Genomic DNA, 19516 nt, shown 5'->3' with positions numbered 1-19516 from the left:
GATGAAAAAAAAATGTGGAATAATCATATTGGTTTTGTTTTTTATTTTGAGTGCTTGTTCTAGTAAAAATAATACTACTTTTAAACAAGCAGATATTGAAAAGGGAATAGTGTATGAATTACTTTCTAAAAATACAAATACGAACACTGAAATATCTTATAAAATAAAAATGACGAATAATACCGATTATGTTATTGCGCAAAATAATGTTATGTTTTCATTTCCTAAATCCCCAACAAAATCTGGTCAAACAACTAATCCATTTAAAGTGTTAGCGAAAGGTAATAAATTAAATATTAAACCTGGGGATAGTGTTGTTTTGGAAGTATCATTTTCTCCTGATTTTTATTCTGAATTTAAAAATACAGAAGTGTCTAAAGCAAATCTATATATAACAGGTTATATCGATAAATTAGCTGATGAAAATCATTTTGATTTTATTAAAAGTATTAATTTAGATTGAAAAAGTGAGCTATTTAACATGTTAGTGTTGAGTAGCTCACTTTTTATTTAGTGTGATGGATATGAGATACGAAATTTGGTAGATAAAATAAGAGCTTGCTACTAACAAATGTACTTTTGAACCATTGTGATGAGGCGAGGGGATTTTCAAATCTGGAGTAATATAATTGATTCAAATAAAACATCCCAACAAGAAAAAGCTTCCACTACTGTGGAAGCTTCTCTAAATGATGTGCAATATCAATATACATATTTGAGTAAACTGAATGGATTTCATTACTTGGTGTAGCGTTAGAAGAGAAGTGGACAATGATCAAATTTGCTGTCGGATCGATGTAAAGAGTTTGTCCGTAACTACCTAACACTTCAAAAGCATCTTGTTCATTGTGCGGAATCCACCATTGATTATGATAAGAAATGGAAGCTCCAGGACCAACTGCAAGTTCACCTTCTTGGACATTTTTTATATCTTCAGAAATAGAAGAAGGGAGAATTTGTTTTCCGTTATATTCCCCGTTGTTTAATAGTAATTGCCCGAATCTCGCCATATCTCTAGCGGTTGCATTTAAGCCTGCGCTTGCTTGTTCTACTTTTGTTTCATCTGTAACGTAATACGCGTTTTCTTCCATACCAATTTGAGACCATATTCGGTCGCTAACATTTTCCGCCAATGATTTACCAGTGATCGATCGAATCACCCAAGCGAGTGTTTCAGCTGATCCGTTATCGTAAGAAAAATCGGAACCAGGCGGTTCAGTTTCTTCTACTTCTCGTAACATATCATAAATTTTCATCGGGCCGTCGTAGTTTTTACCTCGAGGCAAAATATTGCTCGCTAAATATAGTTGTGCATCTTGATTTTCTAACGCTGGATGTTCATATCCATGAGTAGGATATTCTACAGAAACTTGCATGTCCATTAATTGCTGAAGTGTGGCATTACCGAACGGTGTATTTTTTAATTCTTTTATATATGTGTCAGCTGTTTTTTCTAAGTCAATACGGTTTTCTTCAGCGAGGGATTGTATAATTGCACCAGTAAAGACCTTCGCTAATGACGCCATACCATGAGGTTCACTCTCTTTATACCCATTGAAATATCGTTCATATACAAGTTGTCCATTGTGTACAACGACAAAAGCATCCGTTTTATTATCGTCTAAAAGTTTTTTTAGAGGAGTCGTTCCAAATCTACGCTCTACAGCAAAATCGTCTAAGTTTTGTAATGCAGTAGAGAAGTGGGAAACGTGATCCGGGTTATTATTTACCTCATTAATTAAAGTGAATTCTTTCATATGTGTATATGACCAACGTAAGTAAGGATCATCTAACCAATTTTTCTTCGTCACGTTATTTTTCGATGGGATTGTTTTATTATGTTTGAAGTATGTAAAACCGAGCCCTGTAATTACAAATATAAATGTGATTATGAGTAAGAGTAGGGGAGATTTTTTTAGTTTCATAGGGGTCCCTCCTTTTTATTTCTATTATAAGTATACGCTTCTAGTGAAAGAAATACAAAATAAGGAAAGTAAACGGGGAAGTTTACTTTCCTTATTCATGTTAAGCGGAAACTTTTCCGTCTGTATGTTGTTTCTTGAATTTTTGTTTTCGTCCATGTAATCCATAATAGAGAAGTAAAGTGAATGCAACGATAATAGCTGCGATGAAATACATATTATGGTAACTTGATTTCGCTGCGACGATACCTAAAATGAAAGAACCAAAACCGAGACCACTATCAAAGAATGAGAAGTAAGTAGCTGTCGCAGAACCCCGTCGATGGTTTGCAGCGGCAGAGATCGCAATCGTTTGGAAGCTTGGAATTAATGTTCCATAACCTAAACCGATTAGCATACCTGCACCAAGGAACCAAAACGGAGTTTGCGCTTGGCTTAAAATGAACATCCCAATTGTGAAAATAATGATAGCTGGGTAAACAAGTACATTTTCACCGAAGCGATCGAAAATCTTTCCTGTAAATGGACGAGAAATTACAACAACGAGTGCGTATAAAATAAAGAAGTAACTAGCAACTTCTCCTAAACCGAGCTCTTTCGCATAAATAGGAATAAAGGATAAAATACCACTATAAGAAAAGGCTAAAACAAATCCTGTCAGAGCGATCGGAATAGAGGCTGGCTCGATTAAGTCTTTCCATTTCATTTTTTCTCGTTTTTGTTTGCTCACTGGTACTTCATGCGGAATATTTACAAGTAGTCCTAATAAAAATGCAAGCAATGAAAATACGGAACAAACGATAAATAGTACAGTAAATGAAAAATGAGAAATAATTGTTAAACCTAAAAAAGGACCAATTACCATCGGCAAACTCATAAATACGCCGAAATAGGCAAGTGCTTCGCCTCGTCTATGAGCTGGTGCAACATCAGTTACAATTGTTCCTGTGGCTGTTGTTGCCATACCGAACCCAATACCATGTAAGAAGCGAAGGGCAAGTAATAAAAATAAACTTTGCGCACCGAAATACATAACGGTAGCAGCTAAAAATAATGAAAGTGAAATAAATAAAATTTTCTTTCTTCCTAATTCATCAAGCCATTTTCCTGTAAATGGTCTACATAAAACAGATGAAATAAGAAAAACAGTTGCAACTAAACCAATTTCCTCAGGTTTTCCTTTTAGGCCGTCTATTACATAGATAGGTAAAGTAGTCATAAGCATATAAAATGTTAAGAAGAGAAATAGACTACTAAAACAAGTTCCGAGGAAATCCTTCGTCCAAAGTTTCTCACTTTGCATCGTCATCCCTCCAATTTAATCTAAGTTTTTAATGATTTGTTGTAACACTTGAAATGCTTGGTGTAACTCATCTTCGTTAATACCTTCTAGTGTCTTTTCTTCAAAAGTATCAACTTCTTCTTGCCATATCGGAATCATTTTTATCGCTGTTTCTGATAAAGAAATGAGCTTCTCACGGCGATCTTTTCCTTCAGTACGAATAATCCAACCCATCGTCTCCATACGTGTTAACGTACGAGTCATCGTTGGTGATTCAACATTTAAATACTGACATAATTCTGTTTGTGTACAAGAACCGGTTTGATTAATGCGGAAAATAACAGCCCATTGTGCACTAAATAGCCCAGTTGGAGATACACGTTCATTAAATTTCTTTGTGAATTTTCGAGAAGTCTGGCTGACAATGTGAAAAAAATGTTGTTTTTCGTCCATATAGTTAGATCCTTTCAAATTAGTTACCTAGCTAACTATATACTTTTTTATTATAATTGTCTAGTAATAGACATGTTGATTTATGTAAAAATTTCGTATAGGTTTTATGTTGAGAACATACATTCTGCATGTTATTCTTTAAGTAAGTAAAGAATTTTCTTTCTATTAAAAAGAATGGGGGAACTTGTGATGATTAAGCCTGCAACAATGGAGTTTGTTTCACTATCGAACGGAGAAACGATTGCGTATCAGGAAGTTGGAAGGCAAAATACAGAAATTCTTGTACTCATTCACGGGAACATGACATCGTCACAACACTGGGATTTAGTTATTGAAAAGTTGCAAGATCAATACCATATTTACGCTCTTGATTTAAGAGGATTTGGCCAATCAACATATAATCAATCGATAGATTCATTACAAGACTTTGCAGAAGACGTAAAACTATTTATCGATCAATTAAAACTAGAGAAATTTTCATTAATGGGCTGGTCAATGGGTGGTGGTGTTGCGATGCAATTTACAGCGAATCATCCAACGTTTGTCGAAAAGTTAATTTTAGTAGAATCAGTGGGCATGAAGGGATATCCAATTTTTAAAAAAGATATAAACGGGCAGCCAATCGTATCAAGTTTAGTAAAGACGAAAGAAGAGGTTGCACAAGATCCCGTACAAATTGCTCCAGTGCTAGATGCGATAAAAAATATGAATAAATTATATTACCGTACAGTATGGAATCTATTAATATATACACATAATCAACCTGAACCGGATCGTTATGAAAAGTATTTAGACGATATGTTAACGCAGCGTAATTTCGTAGATGTGAATTATGCGCTCATTACATTTAATATTTCGGATGAACATAACGGGGTTGTAGAGGGAAATAAACAAATTCATCATATTAAAGCTCCAACACTCGTCATACAAGGTGACAGAGATTACGTCGTACCGCAAGTAGTCGGTGAGGAATTAGCAAAACATTTACCAAATGCAGAGTTGAAGATATTAGAAGATTGCGGACACTCACCGTTTATAGATTGCTTAGATGTATTTATAAAACATGTTGAGGATTGGTTAGAATAGGAATAATCCCCGAAAGTAAAAGTATTGCATATACTATAACATTTGTATGCAAAAGGGGAGAGTATCAATGCATCACCCATTTTTAGTCGTTTATTCGCCATATAGTCATCATGCATATACAAAAATGGTGATAGATCCGCTGTATATGCAAGTTTCACCAGCTGTGGTTCCTTTACAAATGCAACATACGCAGCCACCAATTACTAACGCACAGCAATACGCATACGGAACTGCATTTTATAAAAATCCGTATTTTAAGCAATTTCATAACAACGTGAAAGCGCAAGTTTGGGAAGGATAAGAAGCTAAAAGATTCATTCTTTTAGCTTCTTTTTTATTGGTAATATTCGTACACGCATTTGAAGAAACAGTTTATAATGAAAAGGGGAAAGCATGAGAAGGAGAGGGACAGGAATGTCAATGCGTTTTACATTTTGGATTATGGTTGGAATCGTAGCAATCTCAGGTTTGTCACAAGGGATGCTCTTACCGGCTATTGCAATGATTTTTGAACAAGAAGGGGTTAGTTCAAGTATTAACGGTATTCATGCGACGGCATTATACATTGGGATATTAGTTATTTCACCGTTTCTTGAAAAACCGATGCAAAAGTTTGGGATGAAGCCAATTATCGTTATTGGTGGGTTTCTCGTTATTATTTCATTATTCTTTTTTACACAAACCTTTTCATTTTGGGTATGGTTTATTCTTAGATTTTTAGTTGGAGTCGGAGATCATATGCTTCATGTCGGAACACAAACATGGATTACAACAACATCAGACCCGAGTAAAATTGGTAGACAAGTATCGATATACGGTGTATTCTTCGGAATTGGTTTTGCCGTTGGCCCATATTTAGCAAGCACTGTGCAGTACGGTCTTGCAACACCGTTTATTATATCTACTATACTTTGCTTAATAGGTTGGCTTTTGTTACTGCCAACGAAAAATGCATTCCCAGCGCAAGATGAAAGAGAAGTGAAGAGCGAATCATCATTTTCTCGTTATAAACAAGTTGTTGGATTAGGATGGATTGCGTTACTTGGCCCGCTTGCATACGGCGTACTGGAAGCAATGTTAAATAGTAACTTACCAGTATACGCGCTTCGTAAAGGATGGTCTGTTTCAGAGGTATCCTTCTTATTGCCAGCGTTTGCGGTTGGGGGCATCATTACACAAATCCCACTCGGTATATTAAGTGATAAATACGGAAGAGATCGTATTTTAACGTGGACGTTCAGCGTAAGTACGGGCATTTTCTTACTTGCAGCAGTATTTGATCAATATTACTGGATCGTCTTTGCCTGTATGCTGTTAGCTGGTATGGTCATTGGATCGTGCTTCTCATTAGGTCTTGGATTTATGACAGATTTATTACCGAGACATTTACTACCAGCGGGTAATATATTGTCTGGAATCGCCTTTAGTTTAGGAAGTATTATGGGACCTGTATTAGGAGGCGTATTTATAGAAAAAATACAGTATACAAGCTTTTTTATTGCGGTTATGATTATAATAGGAATTCTCGCAATGGTATATATGGTCTACATGAAGAATCAATTCGCATCAAGAAAAATAGAAAGTAGGTTAGGGCATGACAAAACAACCTAATAAAAAGAAATTTGAAGTACTCGAAAACGAAACAATTACAGACTGCTTAGCACGTATGGAACAAGAAGGCTATGTACCGTCTCGTCGCATGGAAGAGCCAATCTTTCATGAAGTGAAGAAAAACGGCAAAACAGAAGTTGAACCGTGCGGTAGAAAGATTGTTTTTGAGGGGAAATTGAAGTAATACGTTATATAAAAAGAATTTTCTTTTGGGTACAAGCAAGATAAAACATATAGTCACATAAAAAAACGCTGTTGATTTCAATATCAATAGCGTTTTTATTTTTAACAAATATATAGATCAAAATGAATTTCTGCTTGAATGGAACTAGCAAAATTAATAATCTCTTTTTGCAAATACATTGCGGGTGATTCGTTATTCTCCACTTGAATCACTACCATAAAAAGAAATTCTAAATCATATTTCTTCTTAAGCTGTATTAATTGTTCTGTTTTCTCTTTAAGTGATTTTAGAATAACATGCAACTGATTATTTATATCGTATGATTCTTGGTATCCAGTGCTTAAAGTCCAATCCGTTTCTTTTCTATATAGGGTTTTGGTGGATACAAGATTCGGATTATCACGTCTTGCAACAACATCTCCTTTTTTATAAGTTCTTGTAGGCTCGATATTTAGGGCTTCAGTAATTGCTTCAAGGGGGAATATATCACCCGTTGCACTAAAATAAGCCATAACTTTGGTTTTATCCAGAATGGTTCCTCCTCTATTATTAAGATGTTATTTATATTACATTATAAAAACTTACAAATGTATTTACTAGAATGTAAATGTTTTTTTTATTGAATTTCGGCGTTGGGACATGAATGATAAAGCTAGATATACATACCTTTGTAGGAAAGAACAATTATACAAAAGTAGGATGCTTAAAAATATATTAATTTGTATGATAAAAACAAAATATAATTTAAAAAATCAGAATGTAGGGGAGGGAGCAATATATAATGATACAAAGCATATATGAAACTCATTTACATGTAAGAAATTTAGAAAAAGCGATAGATTTCTATCAAAATAAGTTAGGATTAACAGTAGCAAAAAAACTATTGAAAAGACGAGTTGCATTCTTTTGGGTAGGAGAACGTAAAGAGCAAATGATCGGGTTATGGGAAATGGATATGAATAAAGAGTTTGAGACGAAACACTTCGCTTTTCGTGTAGATTTAGAGTTTTTAAATGCTTCAAAAGTATGGTTAGAGAAGCGTGGAATAGAGGTAGTAGGGAGTCAAGGGAAAGGAAATCGAGAGCCAATTGTTCAAAGATGGATGCCAGCTGCAAGCGTATATTTTCTAGATTGTGATGGAAATAAATTAGAGTTTATTTCTATATTACATGATGATCCAGATGAATTAGAATATGCAACGTATTTAAGTGAATGGGATGCTGAGCATCAAGAAAAATAAAGTTTAAACAGTAGGAGTTTTATAGCTTTGGATTATATTAAATAGATAGAGACAAATAAAATCCCTCAAGAAAAGACATGTTCTTGAAGGATTTTTTATTATATATTTATATTGTTTGTAACTTATTAATTATATTCATGATTAGATATTTCAGCGCGTTGAATATAACCATCAGAGAAGCTGAAATAAAGATAATAGCTTCCTCGATTATATATAAAGCCTTCGCTAGTCATATCCCCTCCGATTTCATCGGGTTCACCAAACCACTCTTTTAATTGATTGATAGTTATATCCATTTTTACCCATATGTATCTTGCGTCCGAAGGGTACATGTCAATATTATAATCGCCGTATACTGCTATATTAGGTGCATCACATTCTGTACATGGTGCTTTTTTCAAAACATCAGGCACTCCATATTCTTTTTTTACGTCAGATAGATCTTTACCCAATGAATTTAATTTAAATGGACCAAACGTTCCATTCTGTAAAGCGGTTGTTAGCATTTGTTTCAATTCTTCTTTTGAATTGATGTTGAAATTATAATCTCTGTTTTTTGCTATTGCATTATATAAAAATTGCGCATACTGCTCACGCTTTACAATCGTATTTCCAATAAAATTACCTGACTCGTCACCTTGTGCTATACGGTTACCACGCACTGCATTTACAGATTCATAGGCCCAATGACCTTTTGGTACATCTTTAAAGTTCCCTTGTCCTTTTAATTCTAAATGAAATGCTTTTTGTAATACTACTGCCATCTCATAGCGAGTTAATACATCATCTGGACGAAATGTACCTGTGCCATCACCTTTCATAATTCCAGCTTGCGCAATGGCTTTAATATCTTTTTCAAACATATGATTCGTAATATCACTAAACATATTCCCTTGTTTATCGTCTGCTTTTAAACCTAAATATCGATTGACTAAAGAAGCTACCTGTCCTCTAGTAACGTTGTCCCCAAAACCAAATTTACCATTTCCATATCCCTTATAAATCCCTGCTGCTGCTAAGTAATCAATAGCAACTTTTGACCAGTGGTCCTTTGGTACATCTGTAAATACAGTGTCATTATTGCTAACTACCGTATAGTTTTTTTCATTAACGTTTGTTTTCGTAGTTGTTTCTGCATTTACTGTGCCTACCATCGTTGTAGTTGCTAGTGCTGCGGTTAGTACGAAGCTAAAAAACTTTTTAACTTTACTTGTTTTTCTGCCCATTTGTGAACCCCCTTGTTATATGAAACGAATTGAATAACCTAAACATTTAATATAATTTAATGTTTACATCGTGATTATAACATGTAATTAACGAATATTTACCATAAATTTCTATGGAATAAATGTCTATTTTTCTAACTTGCATGAAACTTAATCATCTTATTTATAAATCAATTCAACAAAAGCATATAAACTCCTTTTCGCTATTTGTGAACAGTAAAACGCGTCTTTTTTCAATCTACGATAGAAGACAGAACGTATATTTGGTATAATCAAAACATACTATATGAAACGATGTACATGAGTTTGAGATTTATGTAATAAGGTAAGGAATACATAACAATAACTACGCTATAAGATTCAGTTCATGTTATACAAATTAATCGTTAGAAAGGAAAAGAAGTATGAATCAAATTTCATTTGAAGATTTATTTGAAGAAGAAAACGAAAAAGAAAAGGTGGAGGTAGCTGAAATACCAGTACCTTTATCGCCATTGCAAAAAGCTATATTGGAATTAGTGGATTCTGAAGAAATAAGTGCTCTTGAGTTATGCGAACAATTAATACGAGCTGGAAAAATATCAGATGAAAGATTCACAACGAATAAGCCAAAAGCATATGGAGAAGTATGCTTACTATTAGAAGGCTTTGTTAAAGAAGGAAAGCTTATTTTTGTCAAAAGTGATGAGAAAAGAGATAGAGTTTATAAATTGAATGAAGAAGTTTTTAACGGATAAGGTGTACAAGGGGAATTTATACATTTTTCTCATCAAAAAGGTGTCAATCTTGCTTAGATTGACACCTTTTTGATCATTTAACATCTAACATACTTACGTTTGAAACCAAGTCTTCCTCTATCAAGTTCTTTCTGAATACTTTCTGTAGCATTTAGCAAACTGCTCTTTTTATTTTCACGTTTTATTTCAACTATACCAACTTCTTTTGCGATTTCGACTGACTTTTCGTGTAGTGGCACATATGAAATTGCTACCGTGTTTAGGAAATTATTCATAGCGGATTTTGTTCGTTCTGGCGAATCATGAATCGTATTTTTCACCATTTCAAGCATAGCGGCAATTTTGCTTTCGACAAATTCGTTGTCTTTGCGATTTCCTAAAAGCCAACAGTAGCAACTCCAGCCTGCAGACATTCGTAGCTCGTCTCCACTTGCAATCCATTTGTCAGCAACATCTTGTGCAATATTTGACTCTGATAAAGTTACTGCCACTACATAATCGGACAACATATAAAAATATGCTCCGTCTATCCAGCGATCAAAATCCGATTCACTCATAGCTTTCGGATCCGCAATAATGCCTGCAAAGTACATAGCATCGTAGTTACCTGTCGCATAAAGTTCTTCAGCTAATTCTTGATTTAATTTAATTTTTTTAGCGATTGGTTTCATCGCACCTGTGGATACGCCGAAAACTGGCTCGTGTGCTCCATTAGATATGTATATTTTTTTTGTTCTTTCTTTACCAAGGGCCTCAAGCTCTTGCATAACTGTTTTAAAATCCATTGCTGTGCACTTCCTTTCTTAATATAAAGACCATTTTAATTATAAGTATCTAGCCTATGTTTTTTATCATGTCTATCATACTTCTTAATTTTAAATCTTAAGTGAGTAGGATGTCTATTTTCTGTAATTTATCGATAACTCAGTTAGTTATTTTGAAAGTTTAGCTTTTTATAATTGTGAGGGTATTATATCAAAGTAAATGGGAAGAAAATACAGAGATATAGCTTTTTACATAGATTTTTGGGATGAGGGGATGATATCTTTGGCTCCTTCGCGGTATTATCATGTTATTATTTGGTAAGGGGATAAATGGAATTTAAATGTAAGTATGAGGAGTTGCTTATAAATGATAAAGAAATTTACTAGAGTGGTACTAATTACGGTGATGCCAATCAGTTTAATTATGGGTTGTGGGAATGCTGAAAAAACTAAAGCACAAGAGACGAAAGCGGTGCAATCTGAGAAAAAAGACTATATGGATTATTCATATGGTAGCAAAGGTATATTAGTAAGCAGCAAAGCGAAAGAACGTCAACAATACGAGATTGGATTTATAGATGACAACAAGTTAATAGGAATTGATGAAAATATTGAGGACTGTATTATTTTAGATAATAAAGATGAAGCAAGTCTCGTTTGGAAACAAATAGAGCGTGGATCCATTATTGAAGTGCAATATGGTAAGAATCGCAATGATATTGTAGGCGTGCAATTAGTAGGAGATCGTGAGTCATACGAAATTAGTGATAAGTTTGATCGAAATACGATAAATGAGATCGTCGAAAATGTTAAAGAGAATTTGTAATAGATGTATGTCGCTAGTATAGAATCTATTATCATGCAATAGTGAATCGTATACATAATAGTTTGGAATCAACGACATTTTTTATATGAAAATGCCGTTGATTTGTGTTAAAAAGTACATGCTATTCTATAGTTTTGTAGAAAAACACGTATTAAATATAAATAAATTATTCTTCTTTCAGCTTTGATGATCGCCGTAAGGTTATTATCCAAAATAAAAGAGCACAAGCACTAACAGATACACCTAAAAATGTATCTTACAGTTATTTTTCAAGAATTAATTACGAAGGGAATTCGATCAGGTGAACTACAAAATGATTTGAACGCTAAAGCAGTAGCGCAAACATTAGTTACGTCCTTAATTGGATTAACAGTGTTAATGAAATCACGTCCAGAACGTTCTGTTATAGATAATTCGGTATCTATAATAGTGTCGTTAGTAAAATGATTTTTGGGTGAGGTGTTAATCAGCAAATTAGATACTAAGAAAGTCGATTCCTTATTAACATAAGAAATCGACTTGTTATAATTATTTATTTTGTAAGTTATCTTTCCAAAAATTATAGCTATTATCAATAACATCTTTTAATTTGAAATAGTTTTCCCAAGTATCTTGCACATGGTAGAGAGTTTCGCCTTCATCTATAAAAATATTACTGTAATCATTTATATATTTCCAGTCCTCGTCGTGGTTAAAGTAGTACATTGCGAATCGGTTGCCCTCATCATTTAACATGTCATCTGCTAAAACGCCATCCCAGTTCATATAAATTTGTGTGCCAGTCATTTGTCTAAGTTTAAACTGGTCAATTTCGTCTTGAGACTCTTCTTCAAATTCTTGACTACATAAATGATGTTCAATTATCCATCCTAAAAACATACCAGTATGTACAAAAGCTTGATCGATTGGTAAGTCCTCAGGAAAATTACCTTCATAATGGTACTTCGCTTTATCATAAACAATCGTATGTAACAATCAGCTCATCCCCTTTAACGTATTATCTCATAAACTCGTACTGTTTGTTTTAATATTTTAACTATGTTTTCAAGTCATTAGATTATTTGAGTTTGAATATATCATTGAGATTGTAAAGGTTATTTACTTAAACTGACGGGCAATAATGATCAATTAAAAAGAAAGGTAAAGTTAGCGAAAAGGACAAGGGTTGAAGAACGTATGGATTCATTCATTGTAATCCATTATAAGGTTTTTACGTGGCGTGTTATTTGAGAAGTAAGAATGATTTCATCAAAAAAATCCATTGGAGTTCCAATGGATTTATACATTACAATTTTATCGAGACCTCATTCAACATCATAACAAATTATAAATAAACAGTCTATATTTTGGGTTGGATTTTTTATATAGTTTGGTTGACAGCAAAACTTAAGAAAAGGGGTGTTATTCATTGGGACACACTTATCACCTTGATCAATCTGATTTACAGGAGTATATGCAAAAGGTATTTGGTACCAGTTATTTGGTTTCTAATGTAACGAAAATGCATGGCGGTGCACAAAAGGTAGTCTATAAGATTGACTGCAGCAATGGATTTTCCAGCGTTCTGTATGTGTGGGATCTTACCATGAATTATTTTCAAGAAGAAATAGCAAACGGAGATATACATGAACAATCCTATAGTAGTGATTTATTTGAATTAAATAACAAGTATTTAATGCAACAGGGAATTCAAACCCCCATTCTCTATGATCTAAATAAGGAAAGAAACCGTTATCCTTATGATTATGCTCTCGTTGAATATGTAAATGGACAAAAGGCAGAAGTGTATTTTCAAAATTCTGATTCGTATGTAAAAGATAAAGTGTTTCAGCGGTTAGGAGATATGCTGACAGGCATGCATGCCAATGAGAGAAATACTCATGGGAAAGTGAATCAAAGTGGAATCAACACGAAAAAATGTCATCACTTGCAAATGAAGCATGCAAAAAAAGATTTAGATTACGCATCCCAACATATTGACAGCATCAAGGCAAGTCATAGCAAGCTACTCGATACATTGTACGAGCTTGAATCAAAAATTGAGCCAAGAAATCGATATGGATTTATACATGGGGAACTAGGCCCTGATCATGTATTAATTAATGACAAACTAGAACCTTATTTGATTGATATCGAAGGAGCAAAGTTCTTTGATATTGAGCATGAGCACAGTTTTTTACAGTTTCGATTTGGGGATTATTATCGATATTTAAAGAATGATACTCTCGATCCCAACAGGATGTTATTTTATCGGTTACATCATCATATATCCTTAACTTCAGGCGGCTTGAGATTGCTTCACAGAGGGTTTCCGAATCAACAGTTTGCAAAAGATCTAACCGATTATCATTCTCATTGTACACTGCGTTTTATTGAAGGGTGATGTCTTTAAGTTAAATATTATTTTTCCTTATAACGACAAAACTACCATGATAGTAGTTTTGAAAAATTATAAAGATACTTCTTGTTGAAGAAAATCAGTAAAAGGTATCCTCATCTATTTTTGAGAAGTAGTAGTGTGTATGAGGAGAAGTGCTTTTGACGACATTTGCAATTGGTTATAAAATAATGTCTGTTAAGGGATTATATAGAAACTATCATTCACCTGCTGGGGAAAGTATTTATAAAAGGGTGGAATAAACATATTTTTATACATAGTAGATTCATAGTCTTTCACGAATGAGAAAAAATAAAGGGAGGTTAGGATACTTATACGAATTGTGTAGGTATTTCATACAGCAATGAATATTAAAAAACGAGTAATCACACTATCAACAAGTTTAGTAATGTTAGGGAGTGCACCTTTAGCGATATCAGCAGAAGAGAATAAAAATCTTCAAACGGATCAACTTCGTATCGCGCAAGGGGAGAGTGGGACGAGCGGATTAAGTTATTCTGATTTTAATCTAGAAACTCCAGATTACATGCAAATTAATGAAGCGGAAGTATCAGAGAATGAGAAAATTCTTCTAGAAGAATATAAGCATAAACATGATGAAACAGAAGAGTTACATAAAATGAAGGAAGCGAAAAAAGGTCAAGTAGCGGAAGATGAAGCTATTTCAAACATTGAAAAGGCATTTGAACATGTAGACGGTCGAAATGATGGTTCTACTCGCGAAATGAAACCGGTTGAAAGGCCAAGAGCTATTCAATATAGTGCATCGACGACTACAAAGAAATATGGAACACTGGCAGGTACTCCATTTGTAGAGTGGATTGTTCCAGCAGGAAATCCTGATATTCGCCCTGCCAATCCGATGAAAGCACGTTACATTACAATTCACGAGACTGCAAACACAGCCCGCGGTGCGAATGCTGAAAATCATGCGAAGTATTTGTATAAACAAGCAACTGAAGGTACGTTCCGAACTGCTTCATGGCATTTTACTGTAGACGATAAACAAATCTATCAGCACTTACCAACAAATGAAAATGGTTGGCATGCAGGAGATGGTGATGGATCAGGAAACAGAGAATCAATCGGAATTGAAATTTCAGTTAACCAAGATGGAGATTACAATAAAGCGTTAGAGAATGCGAAGCGACTTGCAGGATATTTAATGAACAAAGAAGGAATTAGCGCAGATCACATTTATAGACATCAACAATGGAGTGGAAAAAACTGTCCTGATATTTTAATTTCTCGTGGGAATTGGACTAACTTCGTACAAGGTATTCAATGGTATGCAAATGTTAACGCACAAATTGACTCGCCGTTACAAGAAAGAAACGAGCTATTTGATTCAAATGAATTTAATCCAGCTGAACCTAGCATGGAGCTAGTCGTTAATGGTGACGGTATAAACGTACGTAGCGGTGCAGGAATTGAACATCCTACCGTTCGTAAAGCTTCAAACGGAGACCGTTACAAAGTGTTAGCAGTTAAAAACGGTTGGTACAAAGTAGGAAATGGAGAGTGGATCTTCTATAATCCAAGTTGGATTAAAATTAACTATAATGTACTAAAAGAAGAAGTACAGAAGCCAAAAGATGATATTACAGGTGGATGGTTTGAGGGACATATTCGTAAACTACACAGTCTAGGTATTATGCACGGAGAAGGAAATGGTGTATTTGCGCCTTATCGTAATGTAACGAGAGCTGAGTTTGCGACATTAATCTCAAATGCTCTTAAACTACCAGAAGGAAATAAGTCATTTGTAGATATTAACAAAGCGCACCCATCACTTCATGACGGTATGAAACGTAGTGCAAGTGCAGGAATTATTAGCGGTCGTGGCGGAGGTATTTTTGACCCGAATGCACACATTACTCGTGAAGAAGCATCTATCATGATTGACAACGCATTACAGTATAAAGGTGTTACAGGTGAACTAGTCGCATTACCATTTAGGGATAAACATTTGATCACATACAAACAGCCTGTTCAACGATTATACAGCCTACAGGTAGTTACTGGTGTTGGGAATAATGAGTTTAATCCTAAAGGTACAACAACTCGTGGTGAGGCAGCTGCCTTTTTAGTGAAGATGTTAGATGTAAGTCAAAAATAGAAAGAATGGCAAAGGAGCTATCCAAAATGAAAATTTGGAACAGCTCCTTTTTATTTTAGCCCCTATGAAGCCCCTTCCAAGCCCCTTATAAGCACCTACCAAGTAATAAATCACTAAGAAAAAACAAAACAAAAACAACTACAAGAACAAAAAAGCGCGGAAAAATAAAACCGGTGTTGTAGTAGTTAAAAAAATTTGGAATTCAAATGCAAAAACAAAGCGCTCATTCCTATATGTATATTGAAGGATTGAAATCTGCCTTTTTATGAATGCAAGGGGGAGGTAAACATATGGCGGTGTACCGTAATGTGCAAGTGAACTTTTGGCAAGATGAATTCATATTAGATTTAACGCCAGAGGAGCGTTATTTTTACATATATTTGTTAACTGGTACGAAAACGAAGCAATGCGGTATATACGTATTACCGAAGCGTGTGGCAGAACTTGAAACAGGCTACAATATGGAGACTGTTGAGAAGTTATTACATAGGTTTGTTGAATACGGAAAGATTTTATACGATGCGGAAACGAAAGAGTTATACATACTAAATTGGCTACATTATAACCCTATTTTAAATACGAATATAGAGAAGTGTGTGTTACGTGAGTTAAAGACTGTAAAAAATAAAGAGTTCATACATATGTTTTTACGTACATGTCTTGAAGAAGAATGGAAGATTCCGTTGTTATTACAGCATTTTGGTATGCCGAAAGAAGAGGATAATAGTAGTTTAGAAGTAGTTGCTGAGGAGAAGGAAGAAGGGATAGAAGATGATACTCCGCATAGTGAAGTTTATAAGTTTTATGAACAACATATAAGTAGTCTATCCCCATATATTGTGAAAGAATTGAAAGAGTGGATACAAAAAGTTTCAGGAGAGACAGTACTAGAGGCGCTTAAAATTGCGTTTGAACAGAATAAGCGAACATTTGCTTATGTGAAGGGAATTTTGAGGAATTGGTGTAAGAAAGGGAGAGTAGATTTCATTGAAGGGAAGGGAGGTCTACATAAGAGTCAGGTATGTAGTTTGCATGATCCATAGTATGAGAAAGTATGGGTTTTTCAGCTTTTCTAAAAGGTTCTTCCTTAAATAGAAGCGAATAGTTTGAGAAAGGAGGGGTTATATGGAAGTCGTCATAAAGAAGAAACGAACTAGAGGTAAGAGAATTTTTATTTGGTCTAGTAGTATCGTTCTGTTGTTAATTATCTGCACAGCGATTTTTTTGAACATATATACGCTTAGATCTGTGCCAAAGATAGATGGAACGATAAAGCTAGAGGATCTGCAACGTGCTGTTCAAGTAAAGCGGGATAGTAAAGGGGTACCGCATATTAAAGCGGAAAATGCACATGATTTATATTTTTCGCAAGGGTATGTACAAGCGCAAGATCGTTTGTTTCAAATGGATTTAAGTAGAAGGCAAGCTTCTGGGATGTTGAGTGAAGTTGTAGGGGAAGCAGCTGTTGATCGAGATAAATTGTTTCGAACGCTCGGTTTACGGAGAGCAGCCGAAGCGTCTGTTAGTCAATATGACGGAGAAGCGAAATATGCCCTGCAGTCATTTGCTGATGGGGTGAACGCTTTTATACGCGAAGCGAAAGAGGAAAAGAGATTGCCGGTTGAGTTTACTATATTAGGTTATGAACCTGCTGAGTGGTCAATTGTGGATTCTTTAACGATTGGAAAGTATATGGCGTTTGATTTAGGTGGACATTGGCACGGACAGGCATTTCGATATTGGGCGCTGAAAAATTTACCGAAAGAGCAAGCAAATGAGCTATTTCCTACATATCCGAAAGATGCGCCTAGATTGTTAGCTGAACTGGAAAATACAAATGTGAATGTAGCACAAAGTTTTGCAAAAACGATCATTCCGCCTGAGTTTAACGGTAGCAATAACTGGGTCATAAGTGGTGAGAAGAGTGCATCTGGTAAGCCGATTTTAGCAGATGATCCTCATTTATCTCTTGCGACGCCTTCTATTTGGTATCAATCGCAACTTGAAATGAAAGGTTTGAATGTGAGTGGCGTTATTTTTGCAGGAGTACCGGGTGTTATATTAGGTCACAATGACAAAATAGCATGGGGCGTTACGAATACTGGTCCTGATGTACAAGATTTATATATTGAGAAGAGAAATCCTAATAATGAAAATGAATTTTTGTATAACGATAAGTGGGAAAAAGCTACAGTTGTTGATGAATCGATTAAAGTAAAAGGCGGGAAAACAATTCCGTATAACGTTACGGTTACGAGGCATGGTCCAGTCATTTCAGAGTTTGCGGATAAGGGGAAAGAGAAAACGAAAACAGTATTCGCTTTGAAATGGACTGCTTTGGAGCCTTCCGCTGAATTAAAGGCTGTATTAAATATGAATAAGGCGAAAGATTGGAATGAGTTTGAAACGGCACTTCAAGATTTTCATACACCAACTCAAAACTTTGTATTTGCATCAAACGACGGCACCATCGCTTATAAAGCGAATGGAAATATACCAGTGCGTAAAAAAGGTGATGGTAGTTTGCCTGTACCAGGATGGACAGACGAATATGAATGGGAAGGGTATATCCCGTTTGATCAACTTCCAAAAGTAATAAATCCAAAACAAGGGTTTATTTCAACGGCGAATAATAAAATTGTGGATGATAATTATCCGTACCATATTAGTAATACGTGGGCGCAGCCATATAGACAAATGCGTATTCAAGAATTTTTACAAGAGAAGGAAAAGTATACGGTGAAAGATTTAGAAGAGTTACAGATGGATCAAAAAAATTTATACGGGAAAGAATTTACTCCTATATTGTTAAAAGAGTTAAATAAAGTATCTTTAAATGAAGTAGAGAAAGAAGGTGTAAAACAATTAACAAAGTGGAATTTTTATGATAGTAAAGATGAAGCGGCACCATTACTATTCCATTTATTAATGAAAGAGATTTCGAATACGTTATTTTCAAAAGAAATACCGAAAGATGTGATGGAGTTATTTGAAGGGAAGTCACAAGTAGTTGATGAATTGATTCGAAAAGAAGTGGCAGGAGAAAATAGCGCTTGGTTTACGAAGTACGGAGGATTCACAAAAGTTGTGCATACATCGTATGAAAATGTAATGAAGAAATTACAGAAGGAATATGGACCGAATGTTGCGGAGTGGAAGTGGGGCGATTACCATCAACTGGCGTTCACACACCCAATTTCAAAATCATCTAGTATGTTAGCACTACTTGCATTTAATCGCGAAAAACCAGTTCCAATTGGCGGAAGCCAAGTTACCGTTCAAGCAGCGAGTTACGGAGAAAACGGTATTGTTAATCATGGAGCTTCTTGGCGATTCGTTATTGATACGAAAGATATGTCAAACGGTTATCATATCGTAGGGCCAGGACAATCGGGACATTTTAGAAGTGATTGGTATCATGATCAAATCGATGATTGGGTAAACGGAACGTATCATACGACTACATTGAATACGGATGGGATAGAGGGGAAGGTGTTAACTTTAGAGCCGAAGTGATAATATTTCCACTGATGAAAACTGTTAAATTAGAACATAACCAAGTTTTTAAGTAATTTTAATAGCCTACTATCAGTTAAATTGATAGTAGGCTTTTGTATTTTAGAGGATAAAATTCAATGATTTTATTATGACAAAACAGTATATGTTTT

Annotated in this window: 19 protein-coding genes and 1 pseudogene; 13 read left to right on the top strand and 7 right to left on the bottom strand. The window is 34.8% G+C overall.

Features of this window, described 5'->3' with window-relative positions; all coding sequences use genetic code 11:
* The first annotated feature begins 1 nt into the window (after position 1).
* Positions 2-463 carry a hypothetical protein gene (locus ACHZK0_RS15660; RefSeq protein WP_098872631.1) on the top strand — a complete coding sequence of 154 codons (462 nt, stop codon included), beginning with the start codon at positions 2-4 and terminating at the stop codon, positions 461-463.
* Positions 464-668: 205 nt separating this feature from the next.
* Here the strand turns inward: ACHZK0_RS15660 and ACHZK0_RS15655 are convergent, their stop codons facing one another.
* The 3 genes from ACHZK0_RS15655 to ACHZK0_RS15645 all read right to left on the bottom strand — a co-directional run bounded on the left by ACHZK0_RS15655 (position 669) and on the right by ACHZK0_RS15645 (position 3657).
* Positions 669-1925 carry a serine hydrolase domain-containing protein gene (locus ACHZK0_RS15655; RefSeq protein ID WP_395760628.1) on the bottom strand — a complete coding sequence of 419 codons (1257 nt, stop codon included), beginning with the start codon at positions 1923-1925 and terminating at the stop codon, positions 669-671.
* Between the two features lie 100 nt (positions 1926-2025).
* Positions 2026-3225, bottom strand: coding sequence for an MFS transporter (locus ACHZK0_RS15650; RefSeq protein ID WP_061679220.1), 1200 nt, complete (start codon positions 3223-3225; stop codon positions 2026-2028).
* Positions 3226-3240: 15 nt separating this feature from the next.
* Positions 3241-3657, bottom strand: coding sequence for a MarR family winged helix-turn-helix transcriptional regulator (locus tag ACHZK0_RS15645; protein ID WP_071725225.1), 417 nt, complete (start codon positions 3655-3657; stop codon positions 3241-3243).
* A gap of 174 nt (positions 3658-3831) precedes the next feature.
* Between ACHZK0_RS15645 and ACHZK0_RS15640 the strand changes: the two genes are divergently transcribed.
* The 4 genes from ACHZK0_RS15640 (at position 3832) to ACHZK0_RS15625 (ending at position 6538) form a co-directional block, all read left to right on the top strand.
* On the top strand, positions 3832-4743 hold the full coding sequence (locus ACHZK0_RS15640) for an alpha/beta fold hydrolase (RefSeq protein WP_141434966.1): 912 nt from the start codon (positions 3832-3834) through the stop codon (positions 4741-4743).
* A gap of 67 nt (positions 4744-4810) precedes the next feature.
* On the top strand, positions 4811-5044 hold the full coding sequence (locus tag ACHZK0_RS15635) for a hypothetical protein (protein ID WP_262741210.1): 234 nt from the start codon (positions 4811-4813) through the stop codon (positions 5042-5044).
* 113 nt (positions 5045-5157) lie between these two features.
* Positions 5158-6354, top strand: coding sequence for an MFS transporter (locus tag ACHZK0_RS15630; RefSeq protein ID WP_262741211.1), 1197 nt, complete (start codon positions 5158-5160; stop codon positions 6352-6354).
* The gene (locus tag ACHZK0_RS15625) at positions 6338-6538 is read left to right on the top strand and encodes an NETI motif-containing protein (RefSeq protein ID WP_262741212.1); all 201 of its coding nucleotides are present in this window, start codon (positions 6338-6340) and stop codon (positions 6536-6538) included. Before ACHZK0_RS15630 ends, ACHZK0_RS15625 begins: the two co-directional genes overlap by 17 nt.
* 101 nt (positions 6539-6639) lie before the next feature.
* Here the strand turns inward: ACHZK0_RS15625 and ACHZK0_RS15620 are convergent, their stop codons facing one another.
* A complete protein-coding gene (locus tag ACHZK0_RS15620) occupies positions 6640-7050 on the bottom strand; it encodes a DUF4279 domain-containing protein (protein ID WP_395760627.1) in 411 nt (136 codons plus the stop codon).
* A gap of 269 nt (positions 7051-7319) precedes the next feature.
* Between ACHZK0_RS15620 and ACHZK0_RS15615 the strand changes: the two genes are divergently transcribed.
* Entirely contained in the window at positions 7320-7778 is a 459-nt protein-coding gene (locus ACHZK0_RS15615; RefSeq protein ID WP_395760626.1) for a VOC family protein, read from the top strand.
* A gap of 125 nt (positions 7779-7903) precedes the next feature.
* Here the strand turns inward: ACHZK0_RS15615 and ACHZK0_RS15610 are convergent, their stop codons facing one another.
* Positions 7904-9004, bottom strand: a complete 1101-nt coding sequence (locus ACHZK0_RS15610) for an S-layer homology domain-containing protein (protein ID WP_395760625.1) — start codon at positions 9002-9004, stop codon at positions 7904-7906.
* Positions 9005-9408: 404 nt separating this feature from the next.
* Here ACHZK0_RS15610 and ACHZK0_RS15605 point away from each other — a divergent pair, with 404 nt between their 5' ends.
* Positions 9409-9741 carry a DUF3895 domain-containing protein gene (locus ACHZK0_RS15605; RefSeq protein ID WP_270341637.1) on the top strand — a complete coding sequence of 111 codons (333 nt, stop codon included), beginning with the start codon at positions 9409-9411 and terminating at the stop codon, positions 9739-9741.
* Positions 9742-9818: 77 nt separating this feature from the next.
* Here the strand turns inward: ACHZK0_RS15605 and ACHZK0_RS15600 are convergent, their stop codons facing one another.
* On the bottom strand, positions 9819-10526 hold the full coding sequence (locus ACHZK0_RS15600) for a DNA alkylation repair protein (RefSeq protein WP_262741217.1): 708 nt from the start codon (positions 10524-10526) through the stop codon (positions 9819-9821).
* Between the two features lie 346 nt (positions 10527-10872).
* On the opposite strand from ACHZK0_RS15600, the gene ACHZK0_RS15595 reads away from it, so the two are divergent.
* Positions 10873-11331 carry a hypothetical protein gene (locus tag ACHZK0_RS15595; RefSeq protein WP_395760624.1) on the top strand — a complete coding sequence of 153 codons (459 nt, stop codon included), beginning with the start codon at positions 10873-10875 and terminating at the stop codon, positions 11329-11331.
* 246 nt (positions 11332-11577) lie between these two features.
* Positions 11578-11778: pseudogene (locus ACHZK0_RS15590) on the top strand (TetR/AcrR family transcriptional regulator); the annotation flags it as partial.
* An 81-nt stretch (positions 11779-11859) separates the two neighbouring features.
* On the opposite strand, the gene ACHZK0_RS15585 reads toward ACHZK0_RS15590, so the two are convergent.
* Entirely contained in the window at positions 11860-12306 is a 447-nt protein-coding gene (locus ACHZK0_RS15585) for a hypothetical protein (RefSeq protein WP_262741219.1), read from the bottom strand.
* Between the two features lie 478 nt (positions 12307-12784).
* Between ACHZK0_RS15585 and ACHZK0_RS15580 the strand changes: the two genes are divergently transcribed.
* From ACHZK0_RS15580 to ACHZK0_RS15565, 4 genes are all read left to right on the top strand, one after another.
* On the top strand, positions 12785-13714 hold the full coding sequence (locus ACHZK0_RS15580; RefSeq protein ID WP_262741252.1) for an aminoglycoside phosphotransferase family protein: 930 nt from the start codon (positions 12785-12787) through the stop codon (positions 13712-13714).
* 358 nt (positions 13715-14072) lie between these two features.
* Positions 14073-15848 carry an S-layer homology domain-containing protein gene (locus ACHZK0_RS15575; protein ID WP_395760623.1) on the top strand — a complete coding sequence of 592 codons (1776 nt, stop codon included), beginning with the start codon at positions 14073-14075 and terminating at the stop codon, positions 15846-15848.
* 290 nt (positions 15849-16138) lie between these two features.
* Complete coding sequence (locus tag ACHZK0_RS15570; RefSeq protein ID WP_395760622.1) at positions 16139-16891, top strand: DnaD domain-containing protein; 753 nt, start codon at positions 16139-16141, stop codon at positions 16889-16891.
* A gap of 82 nt (positions 16892-16973) precedes the next feature.
* The gene (locus tag ACHZK0_RS15565; protein ID WP_395760621.1) at positions 16974-19364 is read left to right on the top strand and encodes a penicillin acylase family protein; all 2391 of its coding nucleotides are present in this window, start codon (positions 16974-16976) and stop codon (positions 19362-19364) included.
* Positions 19365-19516 lie beyond the last annotated feature (152 nt).

Source organism: Bacillus sp. 3G2, assembly GCF_044324725.1.
Classification (GTDB): Bacteria; Bacillota; Bacilli; order Bacillales; family Bacillaceae_G; genus Bacillus_A; species Bacillus_A mobilis.
Note: the sequence above shows the minus strand (reverse complement) of the source record. Positions and strands in the feature narration are given on the sequence as shown.

Coding starts and splice junctions, on each gene's coding strand:
- ACHZK0_RS15660 (WP_098872631.1), top strand. CDS start 2: ATGAAAAAAAAATGTGGAATAATCATATTGGTTTTGTTTTTTATTTTG.
- ACHZK0_RS15655 (WP_395760628.1), bottom strand. CDS start 1,925: ATGAAACTAAAAAAATCTCCCCTACTCTTACTCATAATCACATTTATA.
- ACHZK0_RS15650 (WP_061679220.1), bottom strand. CDS start 3,225: ATGCAAAGTGAGAAACTTTGGACGAAGGATTTCCTCGGAACTTGTTTT.
- ACHZK0_RS15645 (WP_071725225.1), bottom strand. CDS start 3,657: ATGGACGAAAAACAACATTTTTTTCACATTGTCAGCCAGACTTCTCGA.
- ACHZK0_RS15640 (WP_141434966.1), top strand. CDS start 3,832: ATGGGGGAACTTGTGATGATTAAGCCTGCAACAATGGAGTTTGTTTCA.
- ACHZK0_RS15635 (WP_262741210.1), top strand. CDS start 4,811: ATGCATCACCCATTTTTAGTCGTTTATTCGCCATATAGTCATCATGCA.
- ACHZK0_RS15630 (WP_262741211.1), top strand. CDS start 5,158: ATGTCAATGCGTTTTACATTTTGGATTATGGTTGGAATCGTAGCAATC.
- ACHZK0_RS15625 (WP_262741212.1), top strand. CDS start 6,338: ATGACAAAACAACCTAATAAAAAGAAATTTGAAGTACTCGAAAACGAA.
- ACHZK0_RS15620 (WP_395760627.1), bottom strand. CDS start 7,050: ATGGCTTATTTTAGTGCAACGGGTGATATATTCCCCCTTGAAGCAATT.
- ACHZK0_RS15615 (WP_395760626.1), top strand. CDS start 7,320: ATGATACAAAGCATATATGAAACTCATTTACATGTAAGAAATTTAGAA.
- ACHZK0_RS15610 (WP_395760625.1), bottom strand. CDS start 9,004: ATGGGCAGAAAAACAAGTAAAGTTAAAAAGTTTTTTAGCTTCGTACTA.
- ACHZK0_RS15605 (WP_270341637.1), top strand. CDS start 9,409: ATGAATCAAATTTCATTTGAAGATTTATTTGAAGAAGAAAACGAAAAA.
- ACHZK0_RS15600 (WP_262741217.1), bottom strand. CDS start 10,526: ATGGATTTTAAAACAGTTATGCAAGAGCTTGAGGCCCTTGGTAAAGAA.
- ACHZK0_RS15595 (WP_395760624.1), top strand. CDS start 10,873: ATGATAAAGAAATTTACTAGAGTGGTACTAATTACGGTGATGCCAATC.
- ACHZK0_RS15580 (WP_262741252.1), top strand. CDS start 12,785: ATGCAAAAGGTATTTGGTACCAGTTATTTGGTTTCTAATGTAACGAAA.
- ACHZK0_RS15575 (WP_395760623.1), top strand. CDS start 14,073: ATGAATATTAAAAAACGAGTAATCACACTATCAACAAGTTTAGTAATG.
- ACHZK0_RS15570 (WP_395760622.1), top strand. CDS start 16,139: ATGGCGGTGTACCGTAATGTGCAAGTGAACTTTTGGCAAGATGAATTC.
- ACHZK0_RS15565 (WP_395760621.1), top strand. CDS start 16,974: ATGGAAGTCGTCATAAAGAAGAAACGAACTAGAGGTAAGAGAATTTTT.